This window comes from Microbacterium testaceum, assembly GCF_001476655.1.
GTDB lineage: Bacteria > Actinomycetota > Actinomycetes > Actinomycetales > Microbacteriaceae > Microbacterium > Microbacterium testaceum_C.
Genome location: NZ_LDRT01000015.1, coordinates 37094 through 51505 on the forward strand (window position 1 = coordinate 37094; position 14412 = coordinate 51505).

Consider the following 14412-nt stretch of genomic DNA (forward strand, 5'->3'; position numbering starts at 1 on the left):
TGGCGGGATGACACAGGACGTGACGGTCATCGGCGGTGGGATCTCGGGCCTCGCGTGCGCGCGGGCGGTTCACGATGCCGGGAAGACGGTGCGCGTGCTCGACCGCGGCCGGCGTGTGGGCGGGCGTCTGTCGAGCCGGACGATCGAGGGTCGCCCCGTCGACCTCGGGGCGTCGTATTTCGTCGTCGGCGAGGCGGAACGGTTCGCGCACGTCGTCGCGGACTGGGCGGAGCGGGACCTCGCGCGCCCCTGGACCGACACGTTCGTCGTCATCGACGCGGACGGGAATCAGACGCCGAAGCCGGGGCCGATGCGCTGGGCTGCTCCGCGCGGACTCCGCTCGCTCGCCCTCGACCTCGCGCAGGGGCTCGACGTGGTGTCCGAGCGAGCGGTCGAGCGCGTGGAGCCGTACCGCGTCGGCGGGGAGCCGTCGGGCGAGGTCGTGCTCGCGATGCCGGAGCCGCAGGCGGCGCGTCTCACCGATGTCCGTCTCGGTTCGGGCGCCGAGTGGGAGCCGGTCATCGCGGTCGTGCTGCGGTGGGACGAACGACAGTGGCCGGCCGACCTGCACGGGGCCTTCGTCGACGGCGACCCCGACGTGTCGTTCATCGCCGACGACGGCGATCGGCGGGGCGACGGAGCGCCGGTGCTGGTCGTCCACACGACCGCCGACCGCGCGCGGCGGCACCTCGGCGACCCCGGTGGGGCGATCCCGCCGATCGTGGACGCCACGCGTCGTCTCCTGCGCATCGATGCGGACCCCGTCTCGACGTTCGCGCACCGGTGGACGTTCGCGCGCCCGACCGAGACCACCGGTCGGCCCTTCTTCCGGTCGCCCGGTCTGTCCGCCTGCGGGGACGCGTGGGGAGAGAGCTCCGCGGTGCGGACCGCATGGGCGTCGGGCGATGCGCTCGGACGGGTGCTCGCGGCATCCTGATTCCGCGATCTCGCGGCGATGTCGGAAGGCCCCTCTTAGGGTGGGGCCATGGATGTGGGCATCGACGCGACAGGGGTGCGGCGCTCGTTCGGCGCCGTTCAGGCGGTCGCGGACGTGACATTCGCGGCGGCACCGGGCAGGGTCACCGGGCTGGTCGGCCCCAACGGCTCGGGCAAGACGACCGTGATGCTCATGCTCGCGTCGCTGCTGCGGCCCGACGCGGGAGAGATGCGGATCGGCGGTGTCGACCCCGTCGCCGACCCCGCGGGGGCGCGGCGCCTTCTGGGATGGATGCCGGACTCGCTGGGCGCGTGGCCGAGCCTCAGCGCGCGCGAGGTCCTCGTCGCGACGGCGCAGCTCTACGACCTCCCGCGGGCGGACGCTCGTACCCGTGCCGACGAGCTGCTCGACCTCGTCGATCTGACCCCGCTCGCGAAGTCCGCGGCGCGGGTGCTCTCGCGCGGACAGAAGCAGCGTCTCGCACTCGCGCGGGCTCTGGTGCACGACCCGTGGGTGCTGCTGCTCGACGAACCGGCTTCCGGGCTCGACCCGCAGGCGCGCATCGCGCTGCGGGTGCTTCTTCGCCGTCTGGCCGCCGAGGGGCGCACGATCCTCATCTCCAGCCACGTGCTGTCCGAGCTCGAAGAGGTCGTCGACGACGCGGTTTTCATGATGAACGGGCGCACGGTCGGGGTCGACCGCGTCGCCGCGGCCGCAACGCGCACGCGGTCCTGGCGGGTGCGGCTGCTCGCCGATCCGTCCCGCGGGGCGGGGACCGATCGCGCCGAGGTCGCGGCGGCGCTCGGCCGGCTCCCCGACGAGATCGGCGTCGACCGCCGCGATCTGCTGGTGCCGTTCGCCGACGAGGCCGGAGCCGTCGCGGGGCTCCGTGCGCTGATCGGGGCCGGCCTGCCGATCGTCGAGTTCGCCCCGGCGGTGGGAGACCTCGAACACGCCTTCCTCGACCTGGGAGTCGGCTCCGGCCCCGAGGGGAGTCCCGCATGAACCCGCGTCGTCTCGGAACGGTGATCGGCATCGAACTGCGTCAGCGCGTGCGCTCGGTCGGGTGGTATGTGCTCCTCGGGGTGTTCTTCGTCATCCTCGTGGGCGTTCTCGCCCTGTCGTTCGCATCCTTCGCGCTCGGCGGTGGCGGCAACGAGTGGTTCTTCTCCCTCGTCATCATGCTCGTGCTGCTGCTGGTGCTGTTGGTCTCTCCGACCCTCAGCGGGAGCGCGGTGAACGGGGATCGGGATGCCGCGACCCTGGCTCCCGTGCAGGTGACGCTCGTGACGACGGTCGAGATCGTGATCGGGAAGTTCCTCGCCGCGTGGATCGCGGGACTCGCGTTCCTCGTCGTCGCGGCTCCGTTCCTCCTCGTCGCCACGGCGGCCGGGGGTCTGAACCCGGGCGTGATTCTCGCCTCTCTCGGCATCCTGGTCCTCGAGGTCGGGGTCGTCGCCGCGATCGGTGTGGGCTTCAGCGCCGTCGTCGCGCGCCCGATCTTCTCGGTCGCGAGCACGTACCTCGTCATCGCGGCGCTGTCGATCGGGACGCTGATCGCCTTCGGGCTCGGGGGGCTCGCACTCCGAAGCGAGCAGGTGTCGATCACACGCGACGTCGACTTCAGCGCCGCACCGGAGGGGTGCGATCCCGGGGTGTGGCCCCGGGATACCGGGTGCCCGTCCTACGAGGAGCTCCCGTGCGTCGAGAACCGGTACATCTCAGAGGTGCCGCGTTTCGATCGCGTGTGGTGGGTGCTCGCCGCGAACCCGTTCGTGATCTTGGCGGATGCCACGCCCCCGACCTACGTCGACGGGTATCCGCGCGACCTCTTCTCGCAGATCGCCTACAGCGTCCGCCTCGCGCAGAAGGTTCCCGAGACCGAGACGCGGTTCGACGGGTGCGCGGCTCCCGACGTGCCGTCGTACGAGACCCCGGAAGACCAGCTCGACGGCACGGTGCCCAGCTGGTTCGTCGGACTGCTCCTGCAGGTCCTCATCGCGGCGGGGTTGCTGACCTGGGGGATCGCTCGCACGCGCACCCCGGCGAAGCGGCTGCCGCCGGGGACGCGCATCGCCTGAGCGCGCGGGCACGCGTGGCCGGTCGGTGGGTGCCGTCAGGCGTGACCCTCGGCGGCGGGGAAGCCCGGGTCGACGGCGTCGCCGGTGTCGTCCGCGAGGTCGACGTGCTCTTCCGCCTCGGCGGCGTCTTCCCGCACCTCATCTGTTACGGCATCGGTGGGGGCCGCCGAGTCGGCGTGGGCGTCGTCGGCGTGGCGGGAGGGGATCTCAGGAGTGCTCATGCGTCTACGCTCCGCCCTCGACGAGTCACGGTCGACCGGCTTGCGCGGGAGGGCTTGAGGTGCCAGGGGCGATGCGTGGGGAGCGGATCCGGGCGGGGGACGACGAAAAGCGCGCGGAAACGTCCTCCCGTCGCGGAACCTCCTCCGCGCACCACGCACCCGGAGCGGCCGGCGGGCCGCGAAACCACCGCGGTGTCGACCGCGCGGGTGTCGTCAGTCGGTGGCATCCGGGATCGACGACTCCACCGCGGGCCAGGCCGGCAGCGGATCCGGAAACGACGCCCACGCGGAGGGGCCGGCGGCGAACTCGGCGTCGGTCAGGGCGGCGCCGTCGAGGATGTGCGCGAGGCGCGGGGCCGAGAGGTCGAGTCCGGTGAACGCGATCTCCTGTCCGAGTCCCATGCGCCCGTCGTCGGCGCCGATCGGCTCGATCCACATGGCCGAGCCGACGTGCTCCCACCGCGCCAGGATGCCCAGGCGGGTGGCGAGGCGGCAGAATCCGGCCGAGCGGACGAGGCGTCCCGCCGCGCCGTTGTCGAGTCGGTCGAGGGCGGCGGAGAGGCGACCGGGGTGGAACGGCCGAACCTGGTCGTACCGGAGCGTCATGACCCGGTTGTCGCGCATGTAGGGGTCGTGCTCTTCGTTGAGGGCGTGGACCCATCCGGCGCGCTCGAGGATCTCTCCCTGGTTCGAGCCGCCGGAGGCGAGGTCGCTGAGGGGGTCGCGTGACAGGCGCACCACGGCACCCGGATTGAGGTGAGAGGCCAGCGCCATCTGGACGGCGAGGGCGGACGTCGGCACCTGGTCCCAGTTGACCCAGACGATGCGCGTCGCGAGCTCGAGGGCGAGAGCACCCTGTCGCGCGCGGGCTCCGACGTCACCGCGGGTGTCGCCGGGGCGGGCGGATGCCACGAGCGGGGCGTCGTCGAGGAGATCGCCGATCATGTGGCGCGCGTCGACCACGCAGACCGCCTCGACCTCGTGGCCGCCGCGGGCCGCGATCGCGTGGATGAGGTCGACGTCGGTGCCGAGATCGACCACCGCGTTCTCGTCGTCCGCTCGAGGGCGAGGAAGGGGAAGAGCGTGCGCCGCGCGCAGGTCGCTGTGGCGGAGCAGGTGCAGGGGGCGGGCCAGGGCTACGGCCGTGCGTTCGGCGTAGGTCCGTCGCTCGGGGGCGCAGACGCCCATGATCGCGATCGTTCGGCTCATGGCATCCACCTCTCATTTGTCAGGGAACCTTCGACACCTTACCTTGTTAATGAGAACGCTTATCAACAAGGAGAATGCCATGAAAGTCCGCGCCTCGATCAAGTCCCTCAAGAAGCAGCCGGGCGCCCAGGTGGTGCGCCGGCGCGGAAAGATCTTCGTGATCAACAAGCTCAATCCCCGCTACAAGGGGCGTCAGGGCTGACTCGTTCGTAGACTCGCCGCGTGGAGTGGTGGGGTCTCGTTCTCGGTGTCGCGATCGGCTTCGCGCTGGCGGGGCTCATGGTGTGGCGGGGCCGTCGCGTGCTTCGGCGTCGGCAGGCGGAGGAGATCGAGGATGCCGCGACGTTCGGGTGGATGAAGCTCGAGCCGCCGCGCCGCAGCGACCCCGACGAGAACGGGAACGAGAACCGTTCTTGATTGCGTGAACACATTGCAATCCGTTTATGTATGTGGTGTTCTCTTTCACGTGGAGAAGATCGCGGGACTCGACCAAGCCGCGGAGTTGTTCAAGGTTCTCGGCAGCGAGTCGCGTCTGGCGCTCGTGTGGCTGCTGAGCCATGAGCCGCTCACGGTCGGCGCCCTCGCCGACCAGGCCGGGCTGTCGCAGCCGCTGGTGTCCCAACACCTGCGGACTCTGCGCCAGGCGGGCCTGGTGACCTCGGAGCGCGAGGGCAAGGAGATCCGTTACGCCCTCGCCGACGAGCATGTCGCGCATGTCGTGCTCGATGCGATCGCCCACGTCCAGGAACCGAACCACCAGGGGAGCGAACAATGAGCACCACCGAAACCCACGCCGAGCACACCGTCGACGAGCACGCGCACGGTGCCGACTGCGGTCATGAGGCCGTCGAGCACGGCGACCACGTCGACTACGTGCACGGCACCCACCACCACGCGCTGCACGGCGACCACTACGACGAGCACGAGGCGCAGGCGGAGCACACCGCCGCCGAGCACGCGCACGGCGACGACTGCGGACACGAGAGTGTGCAGCACGACGACCACGTGGACTACGTGCACGACGGCCACCGTCACGCTGCCCACGCCGATCACTACGACGAGCACTGAGTCGTGACGGCATCCCGTGTCACGAGCGCGGGATGCCGTGAAGAGGGCCCGTTTCCCGCAAGGGAGGCGGGCCCTTGGTGTTGCCGCGGTCAGGCCTGCACGCGGAACGCGCGGCCCTCGAAGCCGACCACGTCGCCGAGCTGCAGCTGTCGCCCGCGGCGCCGCTCGACCTCGCCGTTGACCGTCACGTAGCCGTCGATGATCGCCTCCTTGGCGTCTCCGCCGGAGTCGAGGATGCCGGCGAACTTCAGGAAGGGGCTGAGACGGATGCTCTCGCTGCCGATCGAGACGTGCTGGGGTGCGGGGGCGGTCATGCTTTCAGCATGGCAGGTGTGCGGCTCAGCGGCGTAGCCGCCGAAGACGGCGCACGAGGCGGAGATCGTCCCATCCGAAGCCGCCGTCGGGGAGCGCCTCGCGGATGCTGTCCTCGCTGAAGGGACGAGACGGGCGGAGATCCTTCGGGGGCTCCGGGGTCGGCGGGGCTGCTTCCGTCACGCCCTCGGACAGCATCATCGCCTGCGCTTTGGCGACGAGGGGGGTGACCATCAGCCACTCCGTCACCTGGGCGAGAGCGCGAATGGTCCAGACGGGTGCGGGGATGTACAGCGGGCGTCCGCCGGCGACACGTGCGATGCGACGGACGGCGGCACCGAGTTCGAGCTCCTCGGCACCCATGAGTGCGACCGTCTGGTTCGGCATCCGCCCTTCCAGCGAGGCGACCAGGACGTCGACGGCGTCCGCGACCGGCAGGGGGCGCGCGCGACGCTCTCGGAAGCCGACGGTGGCGAAGATCGGGAAGGTGCGCACGGCGCGGCTCACGTGATCGACCATGTGGTCGCCGGGGCCGTAGATCATGCCGGATTTGAGCACGGTGTACTCGAGGCCGGAGCCGCGGACGAGTTCCTCCGCCTCCCACTTCGTCTGGTGATATCCCGACCGGGTGCCGGGCCGGGCGCGGAGGAAGCTCAAGAGCACGACGCGCTGCACGCCCGCCCGCCGCGCCGCCTCGATGACGGCGCGTGTGCCCTCGACGTGCACGCGGCGGAACGTCTGGTCGCCGATCTCGCGGTTGATTCCCGCGCAGTGGGCGACGGCATCGCAGCCGCGGAACGCCGCGGTGAGCGCGTCGACGTCGTGGATGTCCACACCCGTCCGCCGTGAGATCACGACGGTCTCTGCGGGGTCGAGGCGGGATGCCAGGTGGCGTCCGACGAACCCCGTGCCACCGGTGATGGCTACTCGCATCGTCACTCCTTTGCTCTTTAGCTAGCAAGCTACACGCAATTTAGCTTCGGTGCTACATTGGAATCATGAGCGACGCGGCATCCGACATCTTCGCCGCACTGGCGCACCCGACTCGCCGGCAGATCCTGCAGGACCTCAAGGACGGCGAGCTGGCCGCGGGCGAGATCGCCGCGCGTTTCGACGCCAGCGGCCCCACGATCTCGCGCCACCTCGGCGTCCTGCGTCAGGCGGGCCTGATCTCGGAGCGACGGGATGCCAATCGCATCCTGTATTCGCTGGTCGGGGAGCGTCTCGCGCTGTCGGTCGCCGACTTCCTCTCGACGGTGTGCCCGGAACAGATCGTGCTGCGTGAGGTGCGCAAGCGCCGGACGTCGTCGCGCGATGCGGAGACGGTGGCGGAGGCCTGAGGCGAGGGCCGCGCACCCGCGCGCTCGGTCGCTCCGCCCACCGTCCCGGGGTGTTCTCCGCGTCGAGTGGCCACGAAACCCGGGTGAATTTCCACGGCGTCCGGGTGTTGTGGACACTCGGTGAGCGAGGGGGCGCCGGAAGGCCGGGTCGTCGCGCGGGAGTCGCGGGCGGAGGGGAGAAGTGGACGCGACGGCGGGAGTCGAACCCGCCACGCCTTCGGTTATGAGCCGAGGCCCGGGACCGCCCGGATCGCCGCGATGTGTTCCCACGCTAACCACGGATGGGCGCGACTCCTACGGGCGTTGCGCATCGTGACCGGATGTGTCGTCGTGTGGCGAAGACGCGCGCCGGCCCTCCAGGATCGCCCGCGTCGAGTGCTCGAGATGCGCCCGCACGGCCCGCTGCGGGTCCGCCCAGGCCTGATCGACGTACGCACGGTGCTCCGCGGTCAGGGCCCCGGGGGCATAGGCCGGCCGCACGTGCGTCAGCAGCAGGTGCATCTCCGAGTCGAGCCGCCGATACTCCTCGGCGATCCGCGGGCTGCCCGCCGCGTCGATCAGCGCGAAGTGGACGCGCGCATGCGCGTCGAGCGTGGCCGGCCAGTCGCCGGATGCCTCGGCGGCGGCGAGGGCGTCGAGGGCGTCGTCGACATCGGCGGGACGGATGCCGCGATCCCGCGCGATCCGCACCGCTTCGGTCTCGAGGGCGCAGCGCAGTTGCTGCAGGGCGACGAGCGCGTCGTCGTCGAGCAGCGAGACCCGGACGCCGCGGTACGGCTCCGCGGTGACGAGGCGTTCGGCAGCGAGGCGCGTGAGCGCCGTGCGCGCCGTGTGCCGCGAGACGCCGTGCGCCGCACTCAGCTCCTCCTCGCGGAGGGGCGTGCCGGGAGCGAGCTCGCCGGAGAGGATGCCGGCGCGCACCGCGTCCGCGACGAGGTCGGCCGCGCGGGGGCCCGGGGCGGCGCTCGTCGCGCGCCCGGGGCTCGCGGGCGGTGCTCCGTCGCGCGAACGCGGTGCCGAGGGGGTGGCGTCGGCGCGTGAACCCGCCGCGGCGTCGGGGGTCTCGTCACGCGGGGGTCGTGGCATCCGGAACCTCCTCACGCCGACGAGAGGGAATCGAGACGAGGGCGAGACCGACCGCGAGGAGCGTCAGGCCGATCGCGCTGACGAGCGTGAGGTGCTCGTGCAGCACGAACAGGCCGAGGAGGGTCGCCGCGAGAGGCTCGGCGAGGGTCAGTGTCGAGACGGTGACGGCCGTCAGGCGGGCGAGCCCCCATCCGAACAGGAGGTAGGCGACCGTCGTCGTGACGACGCCGAGCCAGAGCGCCAGCGCGAGGCCGTTCGGGGTTGCGAGCCACGAGGCCCCGGCGAGCAGCAGAACGGGCAGGCTCGCGACGGCAGCGACGCCGAACACCGTCCCCATCACGCGCGTGGAGTTCCACCCCCTCTCGATGAGCGCCTTTGCGCACACCGTATAGAGGGCGTACGACATCCCCGCCCCGGCCGAGGCGAACAGGCCGCCCGGCGCGAGCGCCACGGTGCCGCCCGTCATCCCCGACACGAGCACGACGCCGGCCAGCGCGATGGCGGTGGCGAGCGTCCAGCGCGGGGAGGGGAGGCGGCGCGAGCGCACGGCATCCGCAATCCCCGTCGCGATGGGTGCCGATCCGAGGGCGACGACCGTGCCGATAGCGACGCCGTTCTCGCGTGTGCCGAGGAAGAACAGGGGCTGGTAGGAGAGGACCCCGATCGCTCCGACGGCGATCAGCGCAGCGGTCGAGAGACGTGATCCGGTGGGGGCGGGCTCGCGCGAGCGTCGCGCGAGGGCGAGCAGACCCAGGATGCCGCCGCCCACGACGATCCGCGCCGCCCCGACCGCGACGGGGGAGGCGTCCACACCCGCGAGCGCCTGCGCGGTCCCGGTGGTGGAGAAGCACAGGGCCGCGGCGAGGATCGCGAGGGCGGGAAGCATGGATGGATTGTTACACAATTTGCTCCCTCCCGGCGGAGCGGGTGCCCAGGAAGCGCTGTGTAACGTAGGTGCATGGCGACGACGGCGGGGCGAGGCATTCTGGCCCTGATCGTCGCTGTCGGACTGCTCGTGTCCGGCGGAATCCTGGCCATGCTCGTCGACCCGTTCGCCCGGACGCCCATCGAGGTCGACCCCACGACCGAGTGGCTGGCGCGCATCCTCTTGGTGCTGGGCGCCGGTTGGCTGATCGTCGGAATGGTCGCGGCACGCACACGCCTCGTGCGCCGACCCGGCGCCGCCGCGGCACGCGCGAGCTGGGTCGCCTCGACCCGGCCGTGGCGGGCGGCGGAATCGAGCCTCGGCCTCCTGCCCCTCGACCGCTGGCTCATGATCATCGTGCCGGCGGGCGTCCTGGTCGCCACCCGCGTCGTTCAGACGCCCCGCGACGGGCTGTGGGGGGCGGTCCTCGCGGTGATCGGATGGCTCTTCTTCGCGATCGTGGTGCGACTCCTGCTCGGAAGGCGCTCGCCGTGGCCGATCATCGCCGCGGTCGGGGGAGCGCTCGTGCTGCGCTGCGTCGTCGCCCTCGCCGTGATCGCGGTCTCGGGTCCCGAGGGGATCTGGCCCGCGCTGTGGGCCATGCCCCTCGTCCGCATTCTCTATCTGGCGCTCGCGTTCGCGCTGCTCGCCTGGGTGTTCGTCGTGGCCGGCTGGTCGCTGCGCCCGCAGCTCGGGCGACGGCGCGCGACCGGTGTCGCCCTGGCCGGAATGGGGATCGCCTACGCCCTGCCCGCGGCGACGATCGCCGTCGTGGGAACGGGCGACGCCCTGCGCTCGTGGAACGAGCAGATCGGCGTGCTGCCCTGGGATCTCGCTCGGCTCACCGGTGCCCGCGAGGGCGAGATCCCGACGGAAGCGGTCGTCGCGGCGGTCGTCATCGGTGCGGTCGTGACGGCCGCCGGCCTCCTGCTCGCTCTTCCTCAGCGCGCTCGCGACCGCTCCTCCCGCTAGTCAGCCCCCGAGGTTGCGGTCGAACGGACCGCCGCGGCGGATGTCGCGGACCTCTTTGCCGAGCGGCATGAGCGACACCGGCACGAGCTTGAAGTTGGCGATGCCGAGCGGGATGCCGATGATCGTGATGCACAGCGCGATCCCGGTGAGGATGTGCTCCAGGGCGAGCCACCACCCCGCGAGGATCACCCAGACGACGTTGCCCAGGAACGACCCGACCCCCGCCGTCGGCTTCGCCACGATCTCGCGCCCGAACGGCCAGAGGGCGTAGAGGCCGATGCGGAACGCGGCGATCCCCCACGGGATCGTCACGATGAGGATGCACAGGATGATCCCCGCGAAGAAGTAGCTGACGAAGAGCCAGAAGCCCGAGAGGACGAGCCACAGGATGTTGAGGATCAGACGCATGCGTTCATCATGACGGGCGGTCCTGGATGCCGGGAGGGCGAGGCCGATGTCGGAGCCCCCGCCTAGACTTGGACGCGCCATGACCGACGCCTCCACGCCCCTGATCGTCGGCGGTCCCGCACCGTCGGATGCCCGCCCCGACGCCGACCTCCTCCAGGGTCTCAACGGTCCCCAGCGCGAGGCCGTGACGTATCGCGGGCAGGCGCTGCTCATCGTGGCGGGTGCCGGCTCGGGCAAGACGAGCGTCCTCACCCGGCGGATCGCCTCGCTGCTGCGCACACGCGAGGCGTATCCCAGCCAGATCCTCGCGATCACCTTCACCAACAAAGCCGCGGGCGAGATGCGCGAGCGGGTCCACCAGCTCATCGGTCAGAAGGCCGACGGGATGTGGATCTCGACGTTCCACTCCGCGTGCGTGCGCATTCTCCGTCGCGAGGCCGAGCAGTTCGGTTTCACCAAGGCCTTCACCATCTACGACTCCGGCGACTCACGGGCGCTCATCAAGCGTCTCGTGAAGGAGCACGAGGGCGACTCGTTCGGCCTCACCCCGGCCGGCACGCAGAGCCGCATCTCGAAGCTGAAGAACGAGCTGGCGGACGCCGAGTCCTACGCGCGGTCCGCGAATATGAGCGACCCGGCCGAGCGCATCTTCGTCGAGATCTTCTCGTCGTACCAGCGCGAGCTGCAGCGGGCCAACGCCTTCGACTTCGACGACCTCATCGCGCAGACGGTCTACCTGTTCCGCGCCTTCCCGCAGGTCGCCGATCGCTACCGCAAGCGCTTCCGGCACATCCTGGTCGACGAGTACCAAGACACCAACCACGCGCAGTACGCGCTGATCCACGAGCTCACGCGGCCCGTGGGGTCCGACGCCGAGCCGTTCTCCTCCGGCGGCATGATGATCTTCGACGCCGAGCCGGCGGGTGAAGACGCGGCGTCCCTCACCGTCGTCGGTGATTCCGACCAGTCGATCTACGCGTTCCGCGGTGCCGACATCCGCAACATCAGCGAGTTCGAGCGCGACTACCCGGGCGCGAAGGTCGTGCTGCTCGAGCAGAACTACCGCTCGACGCAGAACATCCTCTCGGCCGCCAACGCGGTCATCTCGAACAACTTCGACCGCAAAGACAAGAAGCTCTGGACCGACGTCGGAGCGGGCGACCCGATCATCGGCTTCACCGGCTACTCGCAGCACGACGAGGCACAGTTCGTCGCCGACGAGATCGAGGCCCTGCACAAGAAGGGTGTCGACTACTCCGGCATCGCGGTGTTCTACCGCACCAACTCGCAGTCGCGTGCGCTGGAAGAGATCTTCATCCGCTCGGCCGTGCCCTACAAGATCATGGGCGGCACCAAGTTCTACGAGCGCGCCGAGATCAAGGACGCGCTCGCCTACCTCGTCGCCGTCGCCAACCCGGCTGACGGCATGTCGGTGCGCCGCATCCTGAACCGTCCGCGACGCGGGATCGGCGACGTGACCGAGACGGCGATCGCGCGCTACGCCGCCGAGCACGACATCACCTTCCGAGACGCCCTGGCCAATTCCGCCCAGATCGGCGTCGGGCCGAAGCTGCAGAAGGCGATCGATCAGCTCGACGCGGTGCTCACCGAGGCTACGGCGATCATGCTCCCGGCATCCGGAGAACTCGCCCCCTCCACGTCGGTCACCGAGGGGCTCACGCTGCTGCTCAACAAGAGCGGCTATTTCGACGCTCTGCGTGCGAGCAAAGACCCGCAAGACGAGGCGCGCCTCGAGAACCTCGACGAGCTCGTCGCGGTCACCCGCGAGTTCGCCCGGAACAACCCCGAGGGGACGGTCATCGACTTCCTCACCGAGGTGACCCTGGTGGCGGATGCCGACGACCTCGACGACGCGTCCGGCTCGGTCTCGCTCATGACCCTGCACACGGCGAAGGGCCTCGAGTACGACGCGGTGTTCCTCACCGGCGTCGAGGAAGACCTGCTCCCGCACCGGATCTCGGCGAACGAACCCGGCGGACCGCAAGAGGAGCGGCGGCTGTTCTACGTCGGGATCACGCGCGCCCGGAAGCGTCTGCACGTGTCCCTCGCGATGACCCGCGCGCAGTTCGGCGAGGTCACTGTCGCGATGCCGAGCCGGTTCCTGCAAGAGATTCCGGCCGACCTCATCGATTGGCGCCAATCGCCGGGCGACGTCAACGGCCGCGGCGGATCGCAGTCGCGCGCCCTCAACGCGCGCGGCCGACGCCCGGGGCAGGCCGGCGGCGGGAGTCGCTACGGCGATGAACTCGTGCCACTGCCCAAGCGCGCACCAGCCGACCCGAGCAAGTTCCCGAACCGGATTCCGGCGAAAGTCCGCGACAACGGGGACATGGAGCTCGCGTCGGGCGATCGCATCCGCCACGACGACTTCGGTGAGGGACGCGTGGATGCCGTGACCGGCGAGGGAGCGAAGCGCGTCGCGCACGTGCGCTTCGACACCGTCGGCCCGAAGAAGCTGCTGATCAAGATCGCACCGATCACCAAGCTGTAGACGCGGCGTCCCCTCCGAGTTCACCCGGCGGTGACCCGCCGACAAGCCGCGCGGCTAGGCTGGCCCAATGGCTCTCTTCTCGCGCCGGAACAAGTCCGACGACCGCGCCGACACCACGATCGAACCGGGCGAGCAGCCCGTCGACCCGGCCGGTCCGAGCGACGCCCCCGACTCCGCCGACGCCGGCAGCGACGCCGCCGCGGCACCGACCCCCAGCGTCACCATCTCGACCTCGTCGTTCCGTGGGGTGGGCGCCGCCCCTGAGACCTCCTCGGCGCCGCCGGTCGCCGCGCGCCCGTCGGCTCGTCAGCCCGGACCGATGGAAGCCCCCGAGGGCTTCGAATCGGTCCCGGGGCTGCGCGACAACGCGCTGCTCGCGATGGCGCTCGCCGAGATCACCGGCCAGCCCGACACCCCTCAGCTGCTGAACGTCGCCCGCCAGCTGCTGCAGGGACACGTCTTCCTGCGCGTCAAGGGAGACGCCCGCGCGCTGCTCGCCGAGGGCAAGGACCTCCCGCTCGCGATCGCCACGCGCGGAGACGAGCAGCTCGTCCTCGCCTACAGCAGCGGTCAGGCCCTCGCCAAGAGCGTCGAGTTCGACGGCGACCGCGACACCTCCGCGATGGGGCAGCCGGTCATGGCGCTCCTGCGTCACGTCCTCGGCGGCCCGTACGCCGGAATCGTCCTCGACCCCGCGTCCGACGACGCCCGCGCGGTGCTGCCGACAGCGCTGCTGGAGCGGATGGTCTCGGAAGCGGATGAGGAGCTCCGCGTGAAGACGGCCTTGAGCGAGAAGCGCACCGAGGAGACGGCATCCACGATCGTCTCCGCGATCGTCGAGGGCGTGCCGCTCTGGATCGCCGTGAACCAGACCGAAGAGGGCGGACCGGTCGGTGTGGCCGAATCGCGCTCCGCAACGGGCGAGCGCTTCCTCGAGGTGTTCTCGCACCCGCTCGAGCTGCTCGCCCTCGGCCGCGGTGACCAGCCTGTGCCGCTCAAGGTCGAGCAGCTCGCCAAGGCGCTCGCGAGCGACGAGGAGCTCACCGGGCTGCTCATCGACCCGGCGGGTCCGTGGATTCGTCTGTCGCGCGCCGAGCTCGCGCCGGTTCTCGCGCTCGCGGAGTAAGCCCGCTGTTCTCCCGCCGGGCCGATGGGTCGGCGTGCGCGGGCGAAACTCCTGAATTCCCGGTGCCCGGCCCCTCCGGCAGGGGCCGAGCGGCGGGGGATCGCCGATTCCGCAGGAGTTTCGGCCGCGCGCGGATGCCGCGGGGTCGGGTTGCCGCGGGGGCGGTTGGCGCGCGCGGGTGCCGCGGGGTCGGGTTGCCGCGGGGTCGGATGGCG

18 protein-coding genes and 1 tRNA gene are annotated in these 14412 nt (G+C 70.9%); 11 read left to right on the forward strand and 8 right to left on the reverse strand.

Annotation, left to right across the window (positions count from 1 at the left end):
* Positions 1-7: 7 nt before the first annotated feature.
* The 3 genes from NS220_RS02960 to NS220_RS02970 are packed head-to-tail and all read left to right on the forward strand — an operon-like array spanning position 8 to position 3018.
* Positions 8-937 carry an NAD(P)/FAD-dependent oxidoreductase gene (locus NS220_RS02960; RefSeq protein WP_058622617.1) on the forward strand — a complete coding sequence of 310 codons (930 nt, stop codon included), beginning with the start codon at positions 8-10 and terminating at the stop codon, positions 935-937.
* A gap of 48 nt (positions 938-985) precedes the next feature.
* On the forward strand, positions 986-1942 hold the full coding sequence (locus tag NS220_RS02965; protein WP_058622618.1) for an ABC transporter ATP-binding protein: 957 nt from the start codon (positions 986-988) through the stop codon (positions 1940-1942).
* Positions 1939-3018 (forward strand): ABC transporter permease, encoded by a 1080-nt coding sequence (locus NS220_RS02970; RefSeq protein ID WP_058622619.1) that lies wholly within the window; start codon positions 1939-1941, stop codon positions 3016-3018. The genes NS220_RS02965 and NS220_RS02970 overlap by 4 nt, the downstream gene beginning before the upstream one ends.
* 35 nt (positions 3019-3053) lie before the next feature.
* Here the strand turns inward: NS220_RS02970 and NS220_RS02975 are convergent, their stop codons facing one another.
* Both NS220_RS02975 and NS220_RS02980 read right to left on the reverse strand, forming a co-directional pair.
* Entirely contained in the window at positions 3054-3239 is a 186-nt protein-coding gene (locus NS220_RS02975; RefSeq protein WP_058622620.1) for a hypothetical protein, read from the reverse strand.
* A 213-nt stretch (positions 3240-3452) separates the two neighbouring features.
* Entirely contained in the window at positions 3453-4448 is a 996-nt protein-coding gene (locus NS220_RS02980) for a GTP-binding protein (RefSeq protein WP_058622634.1), read from the reverse strand.
* Positions 4449-4527: 79 nt separating this feature from the next.
* Between NS220_RS02980 and ykgO the strand changes: the two genes are divergently transcribed.
* The 4 genes from ykgO to NS220_RS03000 are packed head-to-tail and all read left to right on the forward strand — an operon-like array spanning position 4528 to position 5516.
* The gene (gene ykgO / locus NS220_RS02985) at positions 4528-4650 is read left to right on the forward strand and encodes a type B 50S ribosomal protein L36 (protein ID WP_058622621.1); all 123 of its coding nucleotides are present in this window, start codon (positions 4528-4530) and stop codon (positions 4648-4650) included.
* A gap of 20 nt (positions 4651-4670) precedes the next feature.
* Positions 4671-4865: a hypothetical protein gene (locus NS220_RS02990; protein WP_058622622.1), complete on the forward strand. Its 195-nt coding sequence runs from the start codon at positions 4671-4673 to the stop codon at positions 4863-4865.
* 49 nt (positions 4866-4914) lie between these two features.
* Entirely contained in the window at positions 4915-5223 is a 309-nt protein-coding gene (locus NS220_RS02995; protein ID WP_058622623.1) for an ArsR/SmtB family transcription factor, read from the forward strand.
* Positions 5220-5516 (forward strand): hypothetical protein, encoded by a 297-nt coding sequence (locus NS220_RS03000; RefSeq protein ID WP_058622624.1) that lies wholly within the window; start codon positions 5220-5222, stop codon positions 5514-5516. Before NS220_RS02995 ends, NS220_RS03000 begins: the two co-directional genes overlap by 4 nt.
* A gap of 89 nt (positions 5517-5605) precedes the next feature.
* On the opposite strand, the gene NS220_RS03005 is transcribed toward NS220_RS03000, so the two are convergent.
* Positions 5606-5830, reverse strand: a complete 225-nt coding sequence (locus NS220_RS03005) for an RNA-binding S4 domain-containing protein (RefSeq protein WP_058622625.1) — start codon at positions 5828-5830, stop codon at positions 5606-5608.
* A 25-nt stretch (positions 5831-5855) separates the two neighbouring features.
* A complete protein-coding gene (locus NS220_RS03010; protein WP_058622626.1) occupies positions 5856-6761 on the reverse strand; it encodes an SDR family oxidoreductase in 906 nt (301 codons plus the stop codon).
* Positions 6762-6826: 65 nt separating this feature from the next.
* Between NS220_RS03010 and NS220_RS03015 the strand changes: the two genes are divergently transcribed.
* Complete coding sequence (locus NS220_RS03015) at positions 6827-7168, forward strand: metalloregulator ArsR/SmtB family transcription factor (RefSeq protein WP_058622627.1); 342 nt, start codon at positions 6827-6829, stop codon at positions 7166-7168.
* A gap of 182 nt (positions 7169-7350) precedes the next feature.
* Here NS220_RS03015 and NS220_RS19585 read toward each other — a convergent pair.
* From NS220_RS19585 to NS220_RS03025, 3 genes are all read right to left on the reverse strand, one after another.
* Positions 7351-7426, reverse strand: a tRNA-Met gene (locus NS220_RS19585).
* Between the two features lie 36 nt (positions 7427-7462).
* Positions 7463-8254, reverse strand: coding sequence for a GntR family transcriptional regulator (locus NS220_RS03020; RefSeq protein ID WP_081322952.1), 792 nt, complete (start codon positions 8252-8254; stop codon positions 7463-7465).
* A complete protein-coding gene (locus NS220_RS03025; protein ID WP_058622628.1) occupies positions 8235-9140 on the reverse strand; it encodes a DMT family transporter in 906 nt (301 codons plus the stop codon). The genes NS220_RS03020 and NS220_RS03025 overlap by 20 nt, the downstream gene beginning before the upstream one ends.
* Positions 9141-9212: 72 nt before the next feature.
* Here NS220_RS03025 and NS220_RS03030 point away from each other — a divergent pair, with 72 nt between their 5' ends.
* Positions 9213-10151 (forward strand): hypothetical protein, encoded by a 939-nt coding sequence (locus NS220_RS03030; protein WP_058622629.1) that lies wholly within the window; start codon positions 9213-9215, stop codon positions 10149-10151.
* Here the strand turns inward: NS220_RS03030 and NS220_RS03035 are convergent, their stop codons facing one another.
* Positions 10152-10559: a YccF domain-containing protein gene (locus NS220_RS03035; protein ID WP_058622630.1), complete on the reverse strand. Its 408-nt coding sequence runs from the start codon at positions 10557-10559 to the stop codon at positions 10152-10154. It abuts the gene before it with no gap.
* Positions 10560-10638: 79 nt separating this feature from the next.
* Between NS220_RS03035 and NS220_RS03040 the strand changes: the two genes are divergently transcribed.
* Positions 10639-13071, forward strand: a complete 2433-nt coding sequence (locus NS220_RS03040; RefSeq protein WP_058622631.1) for an ATP-dependent helicase — start codon at positions 10639-10641, stop codon at positions 13069-13071.
* Positions 13072-13138: 67 nt separating this feature from the next.
* The gene (locus NS220_RS03045) at positions 13139-14197 is read left to right on the forward strand and encodes an SseB family protein (RefSeq protein ID WP_058622632.1); all 1059 of its coding nucleotides are present in this window, start codon (positions 13139-13141) and stop codon (positions 14195-14197) included.
* Positions 14198-14412 lie beyond the last annotated feature (215 nt).

Bases quoted from the DNA above. Each gene is read 5' to 3' on its own strand.
- NS220_RS02960 (WP_058622617.1), top strand. From the start codon at position 8: ATGACACAGGACGTGACGGTCATCGGCGGTGGGATCTCGGGCCTCGCG.
- NS220_RS02965 (WP_058622618.1), top strand. From the start codon at position 986: ATGGATGTGGGCATCGACGCGACAGGGGTGCGGCGCTCGTTCGGCGCC.
- NS220_RS02970 (WP_058622619.1), top strand. From the start codon at position 1,939: ATGAACCCGCGTCGTCTCGGAACGGTGATCGGCATCGAACTGCGTCAG.
- NS220_RS02975 (WP_058622620.1), bottom strand. From the start codon at position 3,239: ATGAGCACTCCTGAGATCCCCTCCCGCCACGCCGACGACGCCCACGCC.
- NS220_RS02980 (WP_058622634.1), bottom strand. From the start codon at position 4,448: ATGAGCCGAACGATCGCGATCATGGGCGTCTGCGCCCCCGAGCGACGG.
- ykgO (WP_058622621.1), top strand. From the start codon at position 4,528: ATGAAAGTCCGCGCCTCGATCAAGTCCCTCAAGAAGCAGCCGGGCGCC.
- NS220_RS03000 (WP_058622624.1), top strand. From the start codon at position 5,220: ATGAGCACCACCGAAACCCACGCCGAGCACACCGTCGACGAGCACGCG.
- NS220_RS03005 (WP_058622625.1), bottom strand. From the start codon at position 5,830: ATGACCGCCCCCGCACCCCAGCACGTCTCGATCGGCAGCGAGAGCATC.
- NS220_RS03010 (WP_058622626.1), bottom strand. From the start codon at position 6,761: ATGCGAGTAGCCATCACCGGTGGCACGGGGTTCGTCGGACGCCACCTG.
- NS220_RS03015 (WP_058622627.1), top strand. From the start codon at position 6,827: ATGAGCGACGCGGCATCCGACATCTTCGCCGCACTGGCGCACCCGACT.
- NS220_RS03020 (WP_081322952.1), bottom strand. From the start codon at position 8,254: ATGCCACGACCCCCGCGTGACGAGACCCCCGACGCCGCGGCGGGTTCA.
- NS220_RS03025 (WP_058622628.1), bottom strand. From the start codon at position 9,140: ATGCTTCCCGCCCTCGCGATCCTCGCCGCGGCCCTGTGCTTCTCCACC.
- NS220_RS03030 (WP_058622629.1), top strand. From the start codon at position 9,213: ATGGCGACGACGGCGGGGCGAGGCATTCTGGCCCTGATCGTCGCTGTC.
- NS220_RS03035 (WP_058622630.1), bottom strand. From the start codon at position 10,559: ATGCGTCTGATCCTCAACATCCTGTGGCTCGTCCTCTCGGGCTTCTGG.
- NS220_RS03040 (WP_058622631.1), top strand. From the start codon at position 10,639: ATGACCGACGCCTCCACGCCCCTGATCGTCGGCGGTCCCGCACCGTCG.
- NS220_RS03045 (WP_058622632.1), top strand. From the start codon at position 13,139: ATGGCTCTCTTCTCGCGCCGGAACAAGTCCGACGACCGCGCCGACACC.